Raw genomic sequence first — 19,360 nt, forward strand, 5'->3', positions numbered from 1 at the left:
TTATACTGCTGCCCAAGGTTCTAAATCGACTGGGGTTTGTTCTAATAATTGTCTTTGTGAATCGGTTAGGTACTTCTTGTTGACGATTACTTCGAAGACATTATTGTCCATCCAGTTATCTGCCATTACGAAGTAACCCTTTTCGCCGACCTTTTCACCCCAAGAGTTTTCGACCTTCCACTTAGTTGGTTTGTCGTCGACAATGTCGACACCAGTAAGTGTCATCGCGTGGTTAGGAATGTTGTCGTAGTAATCCAAACGTTGGGCCTTATCCATGTTCATGTCGATATCAAATAATTCAGCACGACGGTATAAATCGTCGTCTAATAGACCGTTTTGGCGGTCTGATTGTTCAGTCACGGTGTTGGCAAACCAGACAGTTTCACCATCCTTTAATTGTGCAATCGCAGCATCCTTTAACACATCCATTGGCATGTTTAAGAATTCAACTTGGCGACCGCCAACAACGTTTTGACCGGCCTTGTTACGGAATAATTGTTCCATCTTACGGTTAGGATAATTACCTAAAACAACGTAATCATCTAAATCGATTTCGAAGTATTTATCGAAGAATTGTTTAGGTGTGATGTCTGCATCTACATGGTAGTTTTGCTTGTCATCACGGTATTCAAAGGTAAATGTTTCACGTGGAACACCACATGCAAAACCAGCAATTTTGTAAACTTCTTTTAGCATTTCCTTACGTTTTTCAGCGATTTCGGCATCACTGTTTCCGGCATGAATCATGTCACGTAATACCATTGCGTCACGACGTAACTTACGGTTCAATACTTCCTTTAAATCGGATGTATCTTCAGTTACGTTGCTTTCAGGAAAGGCAGAAGTTGGCATTACACCGTACTTTTGTACCAATGCAACGGCCATCCCCCATTCACCACCATCTGCACCCGGTGCAGCTAAGTAGCAGCGAAGTTCACGATCGTCGAAAGGCTTGTCAGCAGTATCGATAATGCGGTCGTAAAAGATGTTGGCACGTTCTACCTTATCCCAGAAGAATAGGTAGCTTTGTGATAGTTCAAAGTCCTTTACGTCGTAGCGTTTCGCAAAGTCATGTTTTAAAACGTTTAACAATGAGAATAGCCAGCAACGACCAGAACGTTTTTGGTTTGATACCTTACCAGTATCGATTTCTACGGAGTATGTGTGGTTTAATTTAGCCACTACTCGGTTATCTTTGGCGGTATTGTTAATGCCGTTTTTCATAACGGAACGTTGTAATACCTTGTTTTTTGGATCATTGTCATATTTTTCGCGCATTGCATCAAAGAACTCTTGCGTTAACTTAGTATGAGCCATTAATTACACCCCTAATTAGCTTATTAATCAGTACTCCAACCGATAGTCTTATCGAATTGAATGCGACCATTTTCTTCATCATCCATCGATTGGTCGATAACGTCAAAGGCCTTTTCTAGTTGTTCTTCGGTAATTACCAAAGGTGGTTGGAATCTAAGTACGTTTCCCTTAACGGTAATCATGATTACCCCTAGTTCGAACATACGATAGATTAGTTTTGTCGCTACTTTAACGTCAGCTTTTCCGGTCTTAGGATTAATGATATCAATTCCACCGTCAAGTCCGTACATTCTAACGTCACCGACAAAACTGTACTTCTCTTTCATTCTATCAAAGAATACTTTGGATTTAACGCCTAAACGCTCACTACGTTCTAGTAGATGTTCGTCTTCGATGACGTCGATTGTGGCCATGGCAGCCGCTGTGGTAACAGGGTTTCCCGCGGTGGTGTACACGTTTGCTGGTGCTTGAAGTGATTCGATAATTTCTTTTTTACCGATGACCGCACTTAGTGGCAAACCGGAAGCGAGTGACTTCCCAACGGTCATAAGGTCTGGATAAATACCGTCGAATTGTTGAATTGACCACCATTTACCAGTACGTCCCATCCCTTGATTGACTTCATCAATCGCAAATAAGATGCCGTGTTCGTGGGCAAATTCGTATACTTTCTTTAGGTACTTTTCTGGTGCTTTGACGATTCCACCATCACCTTGAATTGGTTCAATCAAGATGACCGCAACTTCGTCAGCAGGTAAATATGTATCAAATGGTAGCTTAAATTCTTCAAACATGCGGTCTACGAACTCATCTTCTGTTTCATATGATTCGCGATACCATGGGCTTGGGAATGGCACCTTGTAGAATCCACTCATTAATGGTCCCATCTTACGATTCATATTCAAACTAACGCCAGAAGCACTCATTGAACCATATGTAGAACCGTGATATGCTCCAGTAAAACTGACAACGTCTTGGCGACCAGTGTATCCGCGGGCAAACTTGATTAGCGCGTCATTGGCGTCTGATCCAGAGTTCCCCCATGACAATTCAGCCGGTCCATCGATTGGTGCTAAATCGGTCAATCGTTTGGCCAGTTGGGCTGCCGGTAAATTAGCGAAGTATGCCGGAGTATATTGGATTAACTTTTGAGCCTGTTTGGTGATTGCATCAACCACATGCGGATGGCTATGACCAGTATTGGTTGAGGATGCGCTCGCTAATAAATCAATGTATTCGTTTCCTTCGACGTCCGTTAAAATCGCACCCTCACCCGATTCAATTACCATATCAAAGTACTTGATACGTGAAGCTGATGCGAAACTTTCGTCTTCGTCATGCAAAATTTCTTGATTTTTCATATTGAACACCTCATTCCATATATTTATTAGAAAACGATTAGTTTCTAATCGTTTTCTAATTTAATTGTCATTAATTATAGCTTACTGATTAAAGTTGTCAACATGTGGATAACTGAACTGAAGGTTACATTTAGGTTAAATCCGTCTATTTAGCTTGATATTTCTGTATTTACTGGTAAATTATTATATATATATGAGAATTTTTTTACATTCCCGGGAGGAAACGATATGAAAAAGAAAGTCGCCGCTGCATTTGCAGCTGTAGGTGCCGTATTTTTAATCGGTACTACCGTCCATGCATCCGCTAAACAAACATACACTAACCGAAGCGAATTCGTTAATGTCTACAAATATGGAAAGTTACGTCACGGTCGTCACACAATGATGAGATACCGTTACTTCAAGAGAATTGGCCACATGCACGTGGGTAACCGCGTTCGTTTCAATGGATCAAACTTCCTATTCTTACCAAAACTAGGTGGTTATGTTCCTGAATACCAATTAAAGCTTGTAAAGCCCGTTAAAAAGGTTAAAAAAGCTAAGAAGGTCGTTGTAAAACCTAAAAAGACTACTACTAAAAAGAAAAAAGCTACCAAAAAAGTTAAACGCATGGTTATCGCCGATACCAGCGCTTCAGGTTTCAGCCTAAGCAACCGTATGCTTGATGATTCAGCAGTTGCTCAAACAAAGCAAAACGTTACTGCTCCTAAGCAACAAGCAGCTCAAGATGTTGTAAAACCTAAACAAGAAATAGTTAAACCTGAAGAATCAAGACGTTCATTCATCGATCAACACGATGATTTCAATCAATCACATGATAACGGTCAAAAGGTAACTCAAAACGTTACCACAGATGGTTCAGGTGCTGCTCTAAGCAATAACAGTGCAGCTGCTACTACCACTTCATCAGTAAGTGACGGTGCAACTACTACCTTTTCTACAACTAGTATCGCATCAAACAACAAATAAGTAACCAACAAAAAAAGCGTTGAATTTAATTCAACGCTTTTTTATTTTGTAAATCATTAATGTTGTAACGCTGTGTGGTATTTCCAGACCACGGGAATGCATACACAACTCCTAATACTTTTCTTTTTTCAACAAATCCCCAATAACGGCTGTCATTTGAGATTGATCGATTATCACCTAAAACGAAGTACATCCCTTTAGGGACAACCTTTTCATCTTGGTCATCTACCCATTTTTCTTTGGATAACTTGGTAATATCCCAGTTCTTAATGACATCAGTTTGAAATTTGTAGCGTGTTCCCACGCTCACCTGTTGCTTACTAATATAGTTTTGCTTATAGAGCTTGTTATTGATGTATAGCTTCCCGTTTTTATAAACGATTTTATCGCCAGGCATCCCAACTACACGCTTTACGTAGTATGTAGTGGCGAGTTTGGTAGGATCCTCGCCGAACGCGTCAAAAACAATCACGCTATTGCGTTTAATCGCAGCTTGTTTCATCACCAAGACTCGTTGTCCCGTATGTAAGTTTGGGTCCATCGAATGACCATCAACCTTAACTACGGTCGCAAAACTCTTGATAGCAAACCAGGCCAGTACCAAGAATAACAGGTAGATAACCCATGATAATAAACTCTTTTGTTTCGCAGTTAATTTCATGGATTAAATTCCCCTCTACTTAGCTAAATCATTAACGTTATGACGGTGCTTAGCAGTACCTGACCATGGGAATAACTTGGCTACTCCCAATACCTTAGATTTCTTTACGAATCCCCAGTAACGACTATCGTTTGAGATACTTCTGTTATCACCCAATACGAAGTATTCACCCTTTGGTACAACCTTTGCATCTTGGTTGTATACCCATTTAGTGCTGGATAGGCTTGAGATGCTCCAATTTTTAATCATACCACCATTAAGGGGATTATAACGTGTTCCTTCACTTAACTGTTTCTTAGATATAAAGCTTTGGTCGGCAACCTTGTTGTTAACGTATAACTTACCATCTTTGTATGAAATGGTGTCACCTGGTAGACCGATAACACGTTTTACATAGTAATCATTAGCAGTTGCTTCAGGATCTTCTCCATGGGCATCAAAAATGATAACACTGTTACGTTTAATGTCGGCTTGCTTTAATACCAACATCTTTTCTTTATTGTATAGGTTAGGATCCATTGAATGACCATCAACGGTTGCCATTGTAAAGAAATGAGTAATTGTTAGGTAGATTGCCCCTAACACGACTAGGTAGATTAGCCAGCTAAGGCATTCTCTTAAAAATTTGTTTTTAGTATTTTTGGTAGATTTTTCCATTTTTTCGTTGCTCCTAATTTTGATAATCCCATTGTATCATTATTTCACAATTTGTTTTAAATAATTTCCTTGTGATAATTCGTACTTATAAGTATAATTTAATTGTTAATATTTTAATTATATGATAAAGGGAATGACGAGTATTAATAAAATCGGAAAACTTAAGATCCATAAAAATATTCTTGCTGCATTTCTGGTGTGGTTTTTAATATCTGTCTTATGGGGAATCTTCAACATCAATATGGAAGCAATGTCACTACATATTATTTTAAAGACAAACTTCCTTTCAGCTTTACCTCAAATGCTAATCTTTATCGAGGTTGCAGTCTTATATGCAATCATTTCAATGTTGCGTACCAGAATCTTCTTAGCATTTTTGTCCATTTATACCGTCTATATAGATGCTTTAAACATGTCAGCAGTAATTATATACATAATATACGGAAACTACTTCTATGCTATTTTTTGGGCGTTTATGTGGATACTACTAACTACATCCATCATTTGCTTCACTATATCTGCAAATCACTCTATTTTAAAACATAGATTAGTAAAGATTAATCAACAAAAATCATCTGAATACTTTAAGTATCAATTTAAACTACTTAAAAATGTTTTAGTTCCAGGAATTATCTCATCATTCCTATATACCATTTTAAATAGCTGCATTCGATAATAAAAAAGCCGTCTAAACCATGTTTAGACGGCTTTTGTTTTACCTATTTTTTGATTTTAGCGATTTTACCTTGTTGGATGTAAACACCTAAGATGGCAACATCTGAAGGGTTAACCCCTGAAATTCTAGAAGCTTGAGCCACAGTACGTGGTCTAATCTTTTCTAGTTTTTGACGAGCTTCGGTAGCTAAACTGTCGATTGCATCGTAATCGATGTCATCTGGAATCTTCTTAGCTTCCATCTTCTTCATACGAGCAACATTTTCTTCGGCCTTCTTAATATATCCGGCGTACTTAGTTCTGATTTCAACTTGCTCTACCACACGACGACCTAGTGGCTTTTCAGCAGGTTCGATGAACTTCAACAATGTGTTGTAAGTTACGTATGGACGACGTAGGAATACAGATGCCAAGATACCATCCTTAAGTGGCTTGTCACCGTGAGCTTCAACGAATTCGTTTACTTCATCACTTGGTTTGATACGAGTGTGATCTAGACGGTCTAGTTCCTTGATAACGGCTTCTTTCTTTTCTAGGAACTTGTTGTATCTTTCGTCTGAAATTAGACCTAATTCGTGACCCTTTTCAGTTAGACGGAAGTCAGCATTATCGTTTCTAAGAAGTAGACGGTATTCGGCACGACTGGTTAGTAAACGGTAAGGTTCGTTAGTTCCCTTAGTTACCAAGTCATCAACTAACACACCGATATATGCTTCGTTACGTTTTAGAACCATTGGGTCCTTACCTTGGGCACGTAATGCAGCATTGATTCCGGCGTATAGTCCTTGTCCAGCAGCTTCTTCATATCCTGAAGTACCGTTGGTTTGACCGGCAGTGTATAGGTTCTTAACAATCTTAGTTTCAAATGTTGGTTTTAATTGGTAAGGTGCTACGACATCATATTCAATGGCGTAACCAGGTCGCATCATTTCAGCGTGTTCTAGTCCAGCAACACTGTGTAACATCTTTTGTTGTACTTCTTCTGGAAGAGAAGTTGAAAGACTATCACAGTAGTATTCGTTTGTTTCACGACCTTCAGGTTCCAAGAATACTTGGTGTCTGTTCTTGTCAGCGAAACGAACAATCTTATCTTCGATTGATGGACAGTAACGAGGTCCAACCCCTTCGATCACACCAGTAAACATAGGTGCACGGTCTAGGTTGTCACGAATGATTTGATGAGTGTGTTCGTTAGTATAAGTTAACCAACATGATAGTTGATCCTTAACTGGAATGTACTTGTCATCAGGAGTTTCAAAACTGAAGTGGTTAACTTCTTCATCCCCTGGTTGTTCTTCTGTCTTAGAGAAGTCAATTGTACGACCGTTAACACGTGGAGGTGTACCAGTCTTGAAACGTTTCAATTCGAAACCTAATTCTTCTAGGTTTTCTGACAATTTCAATGCAGGTTGAGAGTTGTTGGGACCTGAAGAGTATCTTAGTTCACCAATAATGATTCTTCCACGAGCTGCTGTTCCGGCACAAATAACAGTAGTCTTTGAGTAGTACTTAGCACCTGTAAAAGTCACGATACCCTTGCAGACACCGTCTTCAACGATTAATGAATCAACAATTCCTTGTTTTAAATCCAAGTTAGGTTGTTTTTCGATAGTTTCCTTCATTGCACGGTGGTAAGCGTGCTTGTCAGCTTGTGCACGTAATGCACGAACGGCTGGACCCTTACCAGTGTTTAACATTCTCATTTGCACGTAGGTCTTATCGATATTTCTACCCATTTCCCCACCTAGTGCATCGATTTCTCTAACCACAGTTCCCTTGGCTGGTCCACCAAGTGATGGGTTACATGGCATAAATGCGACCATGTCCAAGTTGATTGTGATTAGCATTGTTTTGTTTCCCATTCTGGCTGAAGCAAGCGCAGCTTCACTACCAGCATGTCCGGCACCAACGACGATAACGTCGTATTCACCGGCATCGTATTGGATATTTTCTTCGCTTACGATTTGGCTCATTTGTTTTCCTCCATTAAAAATGTTTCACATGAAACAATTAACTATTTTCCTAGACAGAATTGGCTGAATAGTTGATCTAATAGCTCACCGTTGTAGCTATCACCGGTGATTTCACCAAGTGATTCCCAACATGCGTGCATGTCCATTTGAACTAAATCAACCGGTAGACCTTCATCCAATCCGTTAATTACGCTGTTTAATGATTCTTTGGCATTGTGTAACAAACTAACGTGTCTGGCGTTTGTAACCATAACGTCGTTTTGTGAACTTTGAATTCCTTGGGTAAAGAATAGCTTAGCAATCATTTCCTCAAGTGGTTCAGTTCCATTGTCTTGAATGGCAGAAGTAGTAATCACGTTTTCTGCACCGACTAAGCTCTTAACTTCATCAACATCGATTTGTTGAGGCAAGTCGGTCTTGTTCAATATTACGATTCGTTTGGAATCGTTAGTTAATTCGATTAATTGACGATCTTCATCAGAAAGTTTTTCAGAGTAGTTCAATACCAATAGCACTAGGTCTGAACTTGCGATGGCCTTTCTTGAACGTTCCACACCGATTTTTTCAACCTTATCTTCGGTTTCACGGATTCCGGCGGTATCGACTAATTTCAAAGGAACACCCTTAACGTTAACGTATTCTTCCAACACGTCACGTGTGGTTCCCGGAACATCTGTAACGATGGCCTTATCTTGGTGTAACAAGTGGTTTAAGATACTTGATTTACCAACATTGGGACGACCAACGATAGAAGTAGCAAGTCCATCCCTTAGAACTTGTCCCTGCTTGGCAGTTTCTAGTAGTTTTTCAACCTTAGCTTTTAAATCAACCGCATTTTCCTTCAATAACTTAGAAGTCATAACTTCGGCATCGTCATATTCAGGGTAATCGATGTTAACTTCGACATTTGCTAAAACGTCCAAAATTTGTTGTCTAAGCGTTCTAATTAGTCTTGAAAGGTTTCCTTCAAGTTGGCTTTCAGCAGCCTTCATAGAGCGGGTAGTTTTGGCGTCAATAACATCCATGACCGCTTCTGATTGTGAAAGGTCAATTCGTCCATTCAAGAATGCACGTTTGGTAAATTCACCCGGTTCAGCAAGACGGGCACCATAACTTAAAATCAATTGAAGAATGGTGTTAGTGGCTAAGATACCACCGTGACAGTTAACCTCAATCACGTCTTCACAAGTGTAAGTCTTTGGCGCTCTCATTACTGATACCATTACTTCGTCGACGTCTTCGTTAGTGTCTGGATCAAAGACGTGTCCGTAATTAATGGTGTGTGAGGCAACCTTGTTTAAGTCCTTGCCTCGATAAATTTTACTAATTACCTTTAAAGCGTCATCCCCACTAATTCGAACGATGGAGATTCCCCCTTCACCAGGTGGTGTTGAAATCGCTGCGATTGTATCAAAATCTGTAGTCGTTGCCATGTTCCTCTTCCTTTCTTAATTATCAAAATCCGTTTTGTGGTCTAACGCACAAAAAAAGTGCCCACTCCACGCCAAAAAAACTCAGCATGGATAAAGCACTTTGACTACTTCATCTATCTCTGATAAGAATGATACTTTATATAATAAAAACTTTATCCGGTTTTGTCAATTTATATGACTATCCTTGTGGTTCTATAACGACCGCACGGTAAGGTTCGCGACCTGATGAGAATGTGTTGACGTATAGATTGTCTTCTAGTTGGTTATGAATAACCTTTCTTTCGAAAGAAGGCATTGGATCTAAGTATACCGGTTGTCCTGTAGCGACCGCTTCTCTAGCTGTTTTTTCAGCCAATTTCTTCAAAATTTCAGTACGGCGGTGACGGTAATCGGCTGTATCTAGTTGAATTGATAAACGGCTGTAACCGATGTGGTTCAAGTAGATTTGTGCCAAGTTTTGTAAAGCATTGATGGTTAGACCATGTTTACCGATTAATAGACCTTCTTGTTCGGTCTTGAAGTTAATACGAGCGAACTTTCTGTTAATAATCTTAGGTTGTAATTCGGCTGAAACGCCCAATTCTTCGATGATTGGCTTCAAATAAGCCACTAAATCTTCCATGGCTTGTTCATTTGAATGATGACGTTTCTTTGTTTCAGTTGTTTCTTCTGGTTGATTGTTAATCTTAATGTTTTTTGTTGGTGTTGCTGCGATTTCTTGAGAGTTTGATGCATTTTCATTGTTTTTAACGTCAATTTCGACGATTGCATCACGTTTTCCGATTCCAAAAAAGCCTTTACGGTTTGTTTGAACAATGTTGATATCAGCATTGCTCTTATCAACGTTTAGTGACTTTAGTCCTTCCTCGATCGCTTCACTGACTGTTTTAGCAGTAAATGTTGACATGTTGGGACTCCTTTTAAAAATAAACTATGTTATTAATAATATCACAAACTAGCGGTCCAATGATACACAAAAAAAGCGTCTGATTATAAAATCAGACGCTTTTTATTATTTACGACGAGATTTTTTAGCTTTGCGAATTGCTTTTTCAACATTACGCTTGTGTTGTTTTTCAGCACGTAGCTTTTCTTCTCGTTCTCTTTGAATCTTCCAAGGGTTTTGAATAAACAATGTTTGTACAGCTTGGAAGGCATTTGTTACTACCCAATAAATTGAGATCGCAGCAGGAATATTTAGTGCCATGAAGAAAATGATAACGGGCATTCCGAACATCATTCCCTTTGTCATCCCATTTTGCTCAGGTTGTGACTTCATTGCTAGCCATGAACTAATGAAAGTAAATACGGCGGCTAGAACCGGCATAATAAAGTATGGGTCTTTGTGTCCTAATTGTAACCATAGGAAATGACCTGACTTCAAAATATCTGTACGCCAGATAGCTTGGTATAAGGCCCACAAGATTGGTAATTGAACTAATAGTGGCAAACAACCAGCGACAGGGTTAACACCCGCTTCAGCGTAAAGCTTTTGTTGTTCTTCACGAAGTAACTTAACAGTTTCAGTATCCTTTGATGAATACTTCTTTTGAAGTTCCTTTAACTTAGGTTGTAGTTCTTGAGTCTTCTTCATACTCTTGGTTTGATAGATCATCAAAGGCAAGATAATGATACGAACAATGATGGTGAAAGCAACGATACCCATTCCGTAGTTAGAACCGAAGAATTTGGCTAACCAAATGATGGCTCTTGAGAAATTAAGTACGATGACTCCATCCCATAGACCGGTACTGTGTGAAGTAATTGGTTTATTACTACATGCAGTCAAGAAAAATACCAATCCTAAAATTGAAGTAAGTGAAAGATACTTTTTAAATTTTTTCATTAGTCTTCTCCCTCAACATAATCAGAATCAAGCAAGTTTGCTAATTTTAAAACATGCACCATATTCTTCTTAACTTCTTCCATTGATAATTGATCTGCTCTTGGACGAGCGATAACCAAGAAATCAACGTCTTGTCTTAGATATGGCTTTAATTCAGTCAAACTTTGTCTAACTCGTCTTTTTACCCAGTTCCTGTGAACGGCATTCCCAATCTTCTTACCAACTGAGATACCTACTCTAAAATGGGGTTGATCAGGCTTTTCCATTTGATAAATAACAAAAGTCCGATTAGCAACTGAATTATGTTTTTCAAAAACATTTTGGAATTCTGCTTCTTTTTTGACGCGATATGACTTACGCATAATCCATCTCCATTAAATTTTGTTCAATATAATGAAAAAGACCACTGAATGGTCAGTGGTCTATACAGTCAATGACTTTCTACCTTTTTTACGACGGCGAGCTAAAACTTTACGACCGTTGCTAGTGCTCATACGACTACGGAAACCGTGAGTACGTGCGTGCTTACGTTTCTTTGGTTGGTAAGTTCTCTTCATTACTAACCCTCCCTTATATATTTTGTATGTTTCTTTTCTATGTCAAATACATTTCCTAAACATAATACCATAAAAAAATTAATGATGAAACATAAAAATCAAATTCTTTCCCTAAAGGGATCCATTTTTTATCCACATTTTAATTTGTTTCATACACATTTTGAGATTTTTCTTGTTGATTAAAATTTTGCAATTAACAGGCTTTTCCACAAGTTTTCCACAAGTAAACAGCCTGTTATTAGAATTATTCACAAGTTGTGCATAACTTTTTGTTTTTATTGATATATCGGTTATACTTACCTGTGGATTATTAACAATTTTCTGTGGAAAACTAAAAAATGAGAGATTTTTAATCGACTTATCAACAGGGTGTGGAAAATGAAATCAACAGGGTGTGAAACAATTATACACAAGTAAATGTGCTTGTGGAAAACTTTTTTTTAAAATGGTAAAATTACTAAAGATTTTTAACGGGAGGAAATGATTCATGGATAAAGACTCATTATGGGAAGCAATCAGTGAAGCTTTTGAAAAAAATTACTCCACTACAACCTATTCAACATGGATTGCTACAGTTAATCCCATTAGCTTAGTCGGAAATGAGCTAACGCTTGAACTTCCATCTCCTCTCCATCGTGATTATTGGGAAGATAAGTTAGAAGACTCTTTAGTAGAGTATTCATACCAAATAACTAAAAGAGATATCGTTCCAAAATTCGTTGTTGAAGGAGAACTTGGTAGTTCAGCTAAGAAAGATGATTCTGTTAAAGAGAATTCTAGCAGCGCAAATGACAATGAATTCTTACAAAACAGCCATCTAAATCCTAACTATACATTTGAATCCTTCGTTATCGGCAAAGGTAACCAAATGGCGCATGCAGCGGCGCTAGTTGTTTCCGAAGATCCAGGAAAAATGTATAACCCACTTCTTTTATACGGAGGTGTTGGATTAGGTAAAACCCACTTGATGCACGCAATTGGTAACAAGATTCTAAAAGACAATCCAACTGCAAACATTATGTATGTAACTAGTGAGTCATTCACCAACGATTTCATTAATGCGATTCAAAATAATGAAACCGAAGCATTCAGACAAGAATACCGAAATGTTGATGCACTGCTAGTTGATGATGTTCAGTTCTTCGCTGATAAGGACGGAACTCAAGAAGAATTCTTCCATACTTTCAATGATTTGTATGAAAATAAAAAACAAATTGTTTTAACTTCTGATCGTTTACCAAAGGAAATTGCCAAGTTGCAAGATCGTTTGATTTCTCGATTCGCCTGGGGACTTCCGGTAGATATTACCCCTCCAGACTTAGAAACAAGAATTGCTATCTTGCGTGCTAAAGCAGAAGCAGACGGGATTCAAGTTCCCCCAGATACGCTTAATTACATAGCTGGTCAATTTGATTCAAACGTTCGTGAACTGGAAGGTGCACTATCTCGTGTACATGCATTTGCTAACTTCAAAAAGCTTCCAATTACAACTGACTTAGTTTCAGAAGCCCTACGCGGCCTTAACAATGGTGATTCCAAACCCGAAATTACGGTTGAAAACATCATCAAATCAGTTTCAAATTACTACAACGTTTCTATAGACGATTTAAAAGGGAAAAAACGTGTCAAAACAATTGTTATCCCTCGTCAAATAGCGATGTATTTAAGCCGTACCTTAACTAATAGTTCTCTTCCAAAGATTGGTAACGCCTTTGGCGGTAAGGATCATACAACTGTTATCCATGCTTACGATAAAATAGCCGATGCAGTTCAATCTGATTCAACAATCAAAGAACAAATCCAAGAACTAAAGGAAACATTAGAGAGATAGAGGTGTGGAAAAACGTGGTAACTTATCCACAAGTTATCCACATGTGCAAAACTTTATGTCCGTAAGAGTAAATCGAGTTTTCCACAGTATACACAGGCCCTACTACTACTGTTTTAACTATATATATTAATTAATATTAAATACTACATGCGAGGAGACTTTCAAAATGAAATTTTCAATTAAACGATCAGCATTCATTCAAGGAATAAACATGGTTTCAAGAGCAATTTCATCAAAAACCACTATTCCTATTTTGACTGGTCTAAAGTTAAGTGCATCAAACGAAGGTTTGATCTTAACTGGTAGCAATGCTGATGTTTCTATCGAAACTGTTATTGACAGAAACGATGCAGATAACGAACTAATCATCGAAGAAGAAGGTTCAATCGTTTTACCTGCTAGATTCTTTAGTGGAATCGTTAAGAAATTACCTAGCGATAAAATGACACTTTCTGTTGCAAATGGTTTCCAAACTGAAATCACTTCAGGAACCTCATCATTCACTATCAATGGTTTAGATGCTGCTGATTACCCTCACTTACCTGAAATCGAAAACGATAACGAAATTTCATTATCAGGTGACGTGTTCAAGGAAATCATTAACCAAACTGTTATCGCAGTATCAAACCAAGAAAGTCGCCCTATCCTAACTGGTGTTCACTTTGTGCTAAAAGACGGTACTTTATTTGCTGTCGCAACTGATTCACACCGTCTAAGTCAACGTAAAGTTGCACTACCAGATAACCAAGGCGAATACGACGTTATCATTCCTGGTAGCAGTCTTTCAGAATTATCAAAGATGATCTCAGACGATACTGAAAACGTTAAGATGAAAATCACCGAAAACCAAGTTCTATTCACTATTGGCAACACTTACTTCTACTCAAGACTTCTTGAAGGAACATACCCTGATACTTCTAGATTGATTCCAAAAGATTCAGAAACTAATGTTCAATTCGATGCCTATGAACTACTTGGCGCGATTGAAAGAGCTTCTCTTCTATCTCACGAATCAAGAAACAACGTTGTTAAGCTAACTATCAAGGCAAATGTTAAACAAGTAACCATCTCTGGTAACTCTCCAGACGTTGGTAACGTTGAAGAAGAAGTTGAAAGCAAGGAAGTTGCTGGAAATGACTTAGAAATTTCCTTTAACCCTGATTACATGAAGGACGCCCTACGTGCCTTTGGACACTCAATGATCAATGTGTCATTCACATCATCACTACGTCCATTCACCCTTGTTCCTTCTGAAGATGCTGAAAACTTCATCGAATTAATCACCCCAGTACGTACTTTCTAGGGATTTTAATAATTCATCTAATAAAACGCGACCCCCGTCTAATAAAGGGTCGCGTTTTTTTAATTTACGAATTAATAATTGTTTGAAAATTTGTCATTATAGTCTAAGATATATTAAAAGGAGGGGTTTGCATGTCTAAGATAAAGTCAATCCAGGACTGGACCTACAACAACGGATTAGATTTCACATATCTAAGTGATCCGAAAACAATTCAATACTTAACTGGGTTTTACAGTGATCCGGTAGAGAGGGTATTAGCATTAATCGTATTTCCTGAAAAGGATCCGTTTATGTTTGCACCCGCATTGGAAGTAGAAGCAATTAAAGATACTGGTTTTCCATATGATGTTTATGGATACTTAGATCATGAAAATCCATGGCAAAAGATTGCTGCTCATATCCAACAAAGAGTGGCAACACCAAAATCAGCAGGAATTGAAAAAGAAAGTCTAACAGTTGCTCGTCTAGAAAATTTACACAGAGAGTTGCAAGATGTAACTTTTGAAACTGACGTCACTGATTACTTGAACACAATGCGTTTGATTAAGTCTCCAGACGAAATCGAAAAGTTAAAGGAAGCGGGTAAAGAAGCTGATTTTGCTTTTGAAAAAGGTTTCGCAGCATTAAAAGCAGGGAAGTCTGAAAAATCAGTCGTCGCTGAATTGGAATACGCACTAAAACAAAAGGGTGTCATGGAAATGAGTTTTGATACCTTAGTTCAAGCAGGGGCACATGCTGCTGAACCACATGGTGCAACCTCTGATAATTTAGTAAAAGAAAATGAAATGGTGCTATTTGATCTAGGAACAGTGCATGATGGATATATCTCTGATGCCACCAGAACTGTTGCCGTAGGTGAAATTAGCGATAAACAAAAAGAAATCTACGATGTCTGTCTAGAAGCTCAATTAGCTGCGATGGATTTCGTTAAACCAGGTGTAACAGCCGAAGAAGTCGATAAGGTCGCAAGAGACATTATCGAAAAGGCGGGCTATGGAAAATACTTCATTCACCGTCTAGGCCATGGGATGGGGATGTCTGAACACGAATTCCCATCAATCATGGAAGGAAACAAGATGGTATTGAAACCAGGGATGTGTTTCTCAATCGAACCCGGAATTTATGTCCCAGGATTCGCTGGTGTCCGCATCGAAGATTGCGTTTACGTAACCGAAGATGGATGCGAACCATTTACCCATACACCTAAAGAAATTAAATATTTATAAAATAAGACCCCTTAGAAAGTTATCTAAGGGGTTCTTTTTGCGTTTAAAGTGATTTTTTAAGGATATGAGCGATTTTGGCATGGATTTAACAAACTAGTAAGCACTTTTATATAATTGCTTAGAAAGGCGAAAATCAGCTTATAAACTATACTTTTGACGTCCAAAAGGGTATAATAATACATAGGAAAAGGTGGGTGAAGTTTTGAAAAAGAATGTTTTCATCGATACCGAATATATAACATTAGGTCAGTTGTTGAAGGAAGAAGATATCGTATCTTCCGGTGGTCAAGCTAAGTGGTATTTGAAGGACCATGCAGTGAAACTAAACGACGAACCTGAAGATCGTCGTGGTAAGAAATTATACGACGGGGATAACGTTGAAGTTATTGATGTTGGTTTGTTTTTTATTCGCAAAAAGTAGGCTTTATTTATGAAATTAAGAGAACTCAAATTACGTAATTTTCGTAATTATAGCGATGTAGAGGTGCAGTTCTCACCTTCAATCAACGTCTTGTTGGGGAACAATGCCCAGGGAAAGACCAACATGCTAGAGGCAATCTATGTTTTGGCATTAACGCGTAGTCATCGTACCAATAACAATCGCGACTTGATTAATTGGGAAAATGAAAATGCGCAGGTCTATGGCGAGGTTGAAAAAGAACTAGGCACCACCAAATTGGAAATCGATTTGGGAAAGAAAGGCAAACGTGCAAAGGTAAATCAACTCGAACAGGCTAAATTGTCCTCTTACGTGGGTGAACTAAACGTGATTTTGTTTGCTCCGGAGGACTTATCCATCGTTAAGGGAGCACCAACGGTTCGCCGTCGTTTCATGGACATGGAATTTGGTCAAATGAGCAGTCAGTATTTATACAATAATTCTCAATACAGAAAGATTCTAAAGCAACGAAATAATTACTTAAAGCAGCTTCAGCTAAAAGAGGCTTCGGATAAGCTTTATCTAGATGTCTTATCTGATCAATTAGCTGCGTATGGTGCCAAGTTAATTTTTCAACGTTTGGAATTGTTGAAGAAGTTGCAGGGATGGGCAGCAAATATCCATGCTGAAATTTCTCAAGGCAAAGAAGAATTGAAGTTTAAATATGTTTGCGCATTAAAGAAAAAACAGCAGACCAATGAAAACGACATTTACACCGGTCTAAAGGAATTGTTTGACGAAAACAAGGACAAGGAAATTAGGCAGGGTAATACGTTATATGGTCCGCATCGTGATGATTTACAGTTTATTATCAACGGAAAAGATGTTTCGACGTTCGGCTCACAGGGCCAACAAAGAACATCCGCACTTTCGGTTAAGTTAGCCGAAATTGATTTGATGAAGGAAGAAACGAACGAATATCCAATCCTATTGTTGGATGATGTTTTATCCGAGTTAGACGATAATCGTCAGACTCATTTACTAAAGTCAATTCAAGATAAAGTGCAAACGTTTTTGACGACTACGAGTCTAAGCGGAATTGCTCGTGACTTAATATCTGATCCAAAGGTGTTCAATATTTCAAGTGGGCAAGTCGTAGAAGAATAGTCTGAATTAGGGGAGGAATAAAGTTGACTGAAAATGAAAAAGAAGAACAAAGAAGAAAAGCTGACGAATATAATGCCAGCCAAATTCAAGTTCTAGAAGGTCTAGAAGCGGTACGTAAACGTCCAGGTATGTACATTGGATCAACCAGTGTTCAAGGTCTCCACCATTTGGTATGGGAAATTATTGATAATGGTATTGATGAAGCCCTAGCTGGTTTCGCCGACACTATTCACGTAACTGTTGAAAAAGATAACAGTATTACAATCGTCGATAATGGACGTGGGATTCCTACTGATATCCAAGAAAAAACTGGAAAGCCAGCCCTAGAAACAGTATTTACTATCTTGCATGCCGGAGGTAAGTTCGGTGGTGGCGGATACAAGGTTTCTGGTGGTCTTCACGGGGTTGGGGCATCAGTTGTTAATGCATTATCAACTGAATTAGATGTAACCGTAACTCGTGATGGTAAGAAGTACTACATGGACTTCAAACGTGGTCACGTTAACACCAAGATGAAATTCGTTGGTGATGATGATCCAGATAACCACGGTACTAAGGTTCACTTCCTTCCAGATCCAGATATCTTTACTGAAACAACCACTTACAACATCAAAACTTTAACCGAAAGAATTAGAGAACTTGCTTTCTTAAACAAGGGACTAAAGATTTCACTTCGTGATAACCGTCCAGAAGAACCAACATACGAAGAATTCCATTACGAAGGTGGTATCAAACACTACGTTGAATACATCGATAGTGAAAAGACACCATTATTCGAAGAACCAATCTATGTTGAAGGAATGGAAAATGACATTTCAGTTGAAGTTGCACTTCAATACACTGATGATTACCACAGTGAAATGAGAACATTTACCAACAACATTCACACCATCGAAGGTGGTACTCACGAAGAAGGTTTCAAACGTGCATTAACTCGTGTTATCAACGATTACGCTCGTAAGAACAACCTATTAAAAGAAAAAGACGATAACTTAACTGGTCCTGACGTTCGTGAAGGTTTAACAGCCGTTATTTCTGTTAAGCATCCGGACCCACAATTCGAAGGACAAACTAAGACTAAGTTGGGTAACTCAGACGCAAGAACTGCTACTGATCACATCTTCTCAGAACACTTTGCTAAGTTCTTATTTGAAAACCCAACCTTGGGTAAGCAAATTGTTGAAAAGGGTGCATTAGCTTCTCGTGTCCGTGCCGCTGCTAAGCGTGCGCGTGAAGTTACCAGAAAGAAATCAGGACTAGAAATTTCTAACTTACCTGGTAAGTTAGCAAACAATACTAGTCGTGACCCTGAAATTTCTGAATTATTCATTGTCGAAGGGGACTCCGCGGGTGGATCTGCTAAGCAAGGTCGTTCCCGTTTGACCCAAGCAATTTTGCCAATTAGAGGTAAGATTTTGAACGTTCAAAAGGCGACAATGGACAAGATTTTAGCCAATGAAGAAATCAGATCAATGTTTACAGCAATGGGTACTGGTTTCGGTAATGACTTTGATATCGAAAAGGTTCATTACCACAAACTAATTATCATGACCGATGCCGATGTCGATGGTGCCCACATTCAAACACTTCTATTGACATTGATTTACAACTACATGCGTCCATTAATCGACGCTGGATATGTCTACATCGCTCAACCACCTTTGTATCGTTTACAACAAGGTAAGATGATTAGATACATTGCAAATGATGATGAATTGGAACAATGGAAGGCTCAATTGCCTGCATCTCCAAAACCTAGCATCTCTCGTTACAAGGGTCTTGGTGAAATGGATGCCGAACAACTTTGGGATACTACTATGAACCCAGACAACCGTCGTCTACAAAGAGTTGAAGCAAAGGATGCTGCACAAGCTGCTGAAATCTTTGACATGTTGATGGGTAACAAGGTAGAACCACGTCGTAAATTCATTGAAGAAAATGCCACATTCGTTGAAAACTTAGACATTTAACATGAATGTTTCATGTGAAACATTTTAATGTAACG

At 38.5% G+C, this 19,360-nt stretch carries 18 protein-coding genes; 8 read left to right on the forward strand and 10 right to left on the reverse strand.

The annotated features are described in order from the left end of the window. Both OEZ61_RS02850 and OEZ61_RS02855 read right to left on the reverse strand, forming a co-directional pair. Complete coding sequence (locus OEZ61_RS02850; protein WP_041152685.1) at positions 1-1,317, reverse strand: C1 family peptidase; 1,317 nt, start codon at positions 1,315-1,317, stop codon at positions 1-3. A 23-nt stretch (positions 1,318-1,340) separates the two neighbouring features. Further along, positions 1,341-2,678: an aspartate aminotransferase family protein gene (locus OEZ61_RS02855; protein WP_290046874.1), complete on the reverse strand. Its 1,338-nt coding sequence runs from the start codon at positions 2,676-2,678 to the stop codon at positions 1,341-1,343. 228 nt (positions 2,679-2,906) lie between these two features. Between OEZ61_RS02855 and OEZ61_RS02860 the strand changes: the two genes are divergently transcribed. Continuing rightward, positions 2,907-3,647, forward strand: a complete 741-nt coding sequence (locus OEZ61_RS02860) for a hypothetical protein (protein ID WP_034530607.1) — start codon at positions 2,907-2,909, stop codon at positions 3,645-3,647. Between the two features lie 25 nt (positions 3,648-3,672). Here OEZ61_RS02860 and lepB (OEZ61_RS02865) read toward each other — a convergent pair whose 3' ends face one another. Then, a complete protein-coding gene (lepB, locus tag OEZ61_RS02865) occupies positions 3,673-4,308 on the reverse strand; it encodes a signal peptidase I (protein ID WP_041152682.1) in 636 nt (211 codons plus the stop codon). A 15-nt stretch (positions 4,309-4,323) separates the two neighbouring features. Beyond that, entirely contained in the window at positions 4,324-4,965 is a 642-nt protein-coding gene (gene lepB, locus OEZ61_RS02870) for a signal peptidase I (protein ID WP_041152681.1), read from the reverse strand. Between the two features lie 196 nt (positions 4,966-5,161). Here lepB (OEZ61_RS02870) and OEZ61_RS02875 point away from each other — a divergent pair, with 196 nt between their 5' ends. Beyond that, on the forward strand, positions 5,162-5,641 hold the full coding sequence (locus OEZ61_RS02875) for a hypothetical protein (RefSeq protein WP_155368156.1): 480 nt from the start codon (positions 5,162-5,164) through the stop codon (positions 5,639-5,641). Positions 5,642-5,684: 43 nt separating this feature from the next. Here the strand turns inward: OEZ61_RS02875 and mnmG are convergent, their stop codons facing one another. The 6 genes from mnmG to rpmH form a co-directional block, all read right to left on the reverse strand. After that, the gene (gene mnmG, locus OEZ61_RS02880) at positions 5,685-7,613 is read right to left on the reverse strand and encodes a tRNA uridine-5-carboxymethylaminomethyl(34) synthesis enzyme MnmG (protein WP_053793141.1); all 1,929 of its coding nucleotides are present in this window, start codon (positions 7,611-7,613) and stop codon (positions 5,685-5,687) included. A 41-nt stretch (positions 7,614-7,654) separates the two neighbouring features. Next, positions 7,655-9,046 (reverse strand): tRNA uridine-5-carboxymethylaminomethyl(34) synthesis GTPase MnmE, encoded by a 1,392-nt coding sequence (gene mnmE, locus OEZ61_RS02885; RefSeq protein WP_041152678.1) that lies wholly within the window; start codon positions 9,044-9,046, stop codon positions 7,655-7,657. A gap of 178 nt (positions 9,047-9,224) precedes the next feature. After that, positions 9,225-9,953, reverse strand: a complete 729-nt coding sequence (jag, locus tag OEZ61_RS02890; RefSeq protein WP_041152677.1) for an RNA-binding cell elongation regulator Jag/EloR — start codon at positions 9,951-9,953, stop codon at positions 9,225-9,227. Between the two features lie 105 nt (positions 9,954-10,058). Then, on the reverse strand, positions 10,059-10,892 hold the full coding sequence (gene yidC / locus OEZ61_RS02895; RefSeq protein WP_034530614.1) for a membrane protein insertase YidC: 834 nt from the start codon (positions 10,890-10,892) through the stop codon (positions 10,059-10,061). Beyond that, the gene (gene rnpA / locus OEZ61_RS02900) at positions 10,892-11,254 is read right to left on the reverse strand and encodes a ribonuclease P protein component (RefSeq protein WP_034530615.1); all 363 of its coding nucleotides are present in this window, start codon (positions 11,252-11,254) and stop codon (positions 10,892-10,894) included. The genes yidC and rnpA overlap by 1 nt, the downstream gene beginning before the upstream one ends. A gap of 60 nt (positions 11,255-11,314) precedes the next feature. Continuing rightward, complete coding sequence (rpmH, locus tag OEZ61_RS02905; RefSeq protein WP_034530627.1) at positions 11,315-11,449, reverse strand: 50S ribosomal protein L34; 135 nt, start codon at positions 11,447-11,449, stop codon at positions 11,315-11,317. Between the two features lie 487 nt (positions 11,450-11,936). Between rpmH and dnaA the strand changes: the two genes are divergently transcribed. The 6 genes from dnaA to gyrB all read left to right on the forward strand — a co-directional run bounded on the left by dnaA (position 11,937) and on the right by gyrB (position 19,325). Beyond that, complete coding sequence (dnaA, locus tag OEZ61_RS02910) at positions 11,937-13,280, forward strand: chromosomal replication initiator protein DnaA (RefSeq protein ID WP_034530628.1); 1,344 nt, start codon at positions 11,937-11,939, stop codon at positions 13,278-13,280. 166 nt (positions 13,281-13,446) lie between these two features. Continuing rightward, complete coding sequence (gene dnaN, locus OEZ61_RS02915; RefSeq protein WP_034530629.1) at positions 13,447-14,583, forward strand: DNA polymerase III subunit beta; 1,137 nt, start codon at positions 13,447-13,449, stop codon at positions 14,581-14,583. Between the two features lie 131 nt (positions 14,584-14,714). Continuing rightward, positions 14,715-15,809: a Xaa-Pro peptidase family protein gene (locus tag OEZ61_RS02920; protein WP_250232978.1), complete on the forward strand. Its 1,095-nt coding sequence runs from the start codon at positions 14,715-14,717 to the stop codon at positions 15,807-15,809. A 202-nt stretch (positions 15,810-16,011) separates the two neighbouring features. Further along, complete coding sequence (yaaA, locus tag OEZ61_RS02925) at positions 16,012-16,230, forward strand: S4 domain-containing protein YaaA (protein ID WP_171819640.1); 219 nt, start codon at positions 16,012-16,014, stop codon at positions 16,228-16,230. A gap of 9 nt (positions 16,231-16,239) precedes the next feature. Next, positions 16,240-17,355 carry a DNA replication/repair protein RecF gene (recF, locus tag OEZ61_RS02930; protein ID WP_034533759.1) on the forward strand — a complete coding sequence of 372 codons (1,116 nt, stop codon included), beginning with the start codon at positions 16,240-16,242 and terminating at the stop codon, positions 17,353-17,355. A 23-nt stretch (positions 17,356-17,378) separates the two neighbouring features. Next, positions 17,379-19,325 (forward strand): DNA topoisomerase (ATP-hydrolyzing) subunit B, encoded by a 1,947-nt coding sequence (gene gyrB / locus OEZ61_RS02935; RefSeq protein ID WP_034533762.1) that lies wholly within the window; start codon positions 17,379-17,381, stop codon positions 19,323-19,325. Positions 19,326-19,360: the final 35 nt, after the last annotated feature.

Origin of the sequence: Apilactobacillus sp. EABW-1NA, assembly GCF_030398685.1 — a bacterium.
Lineage (GTDB): Bacteria > Bacillota > Bacilli > Lactobacillales > Lactobacillaceae > Apilactobacillus > Apilactobacillus waqarii.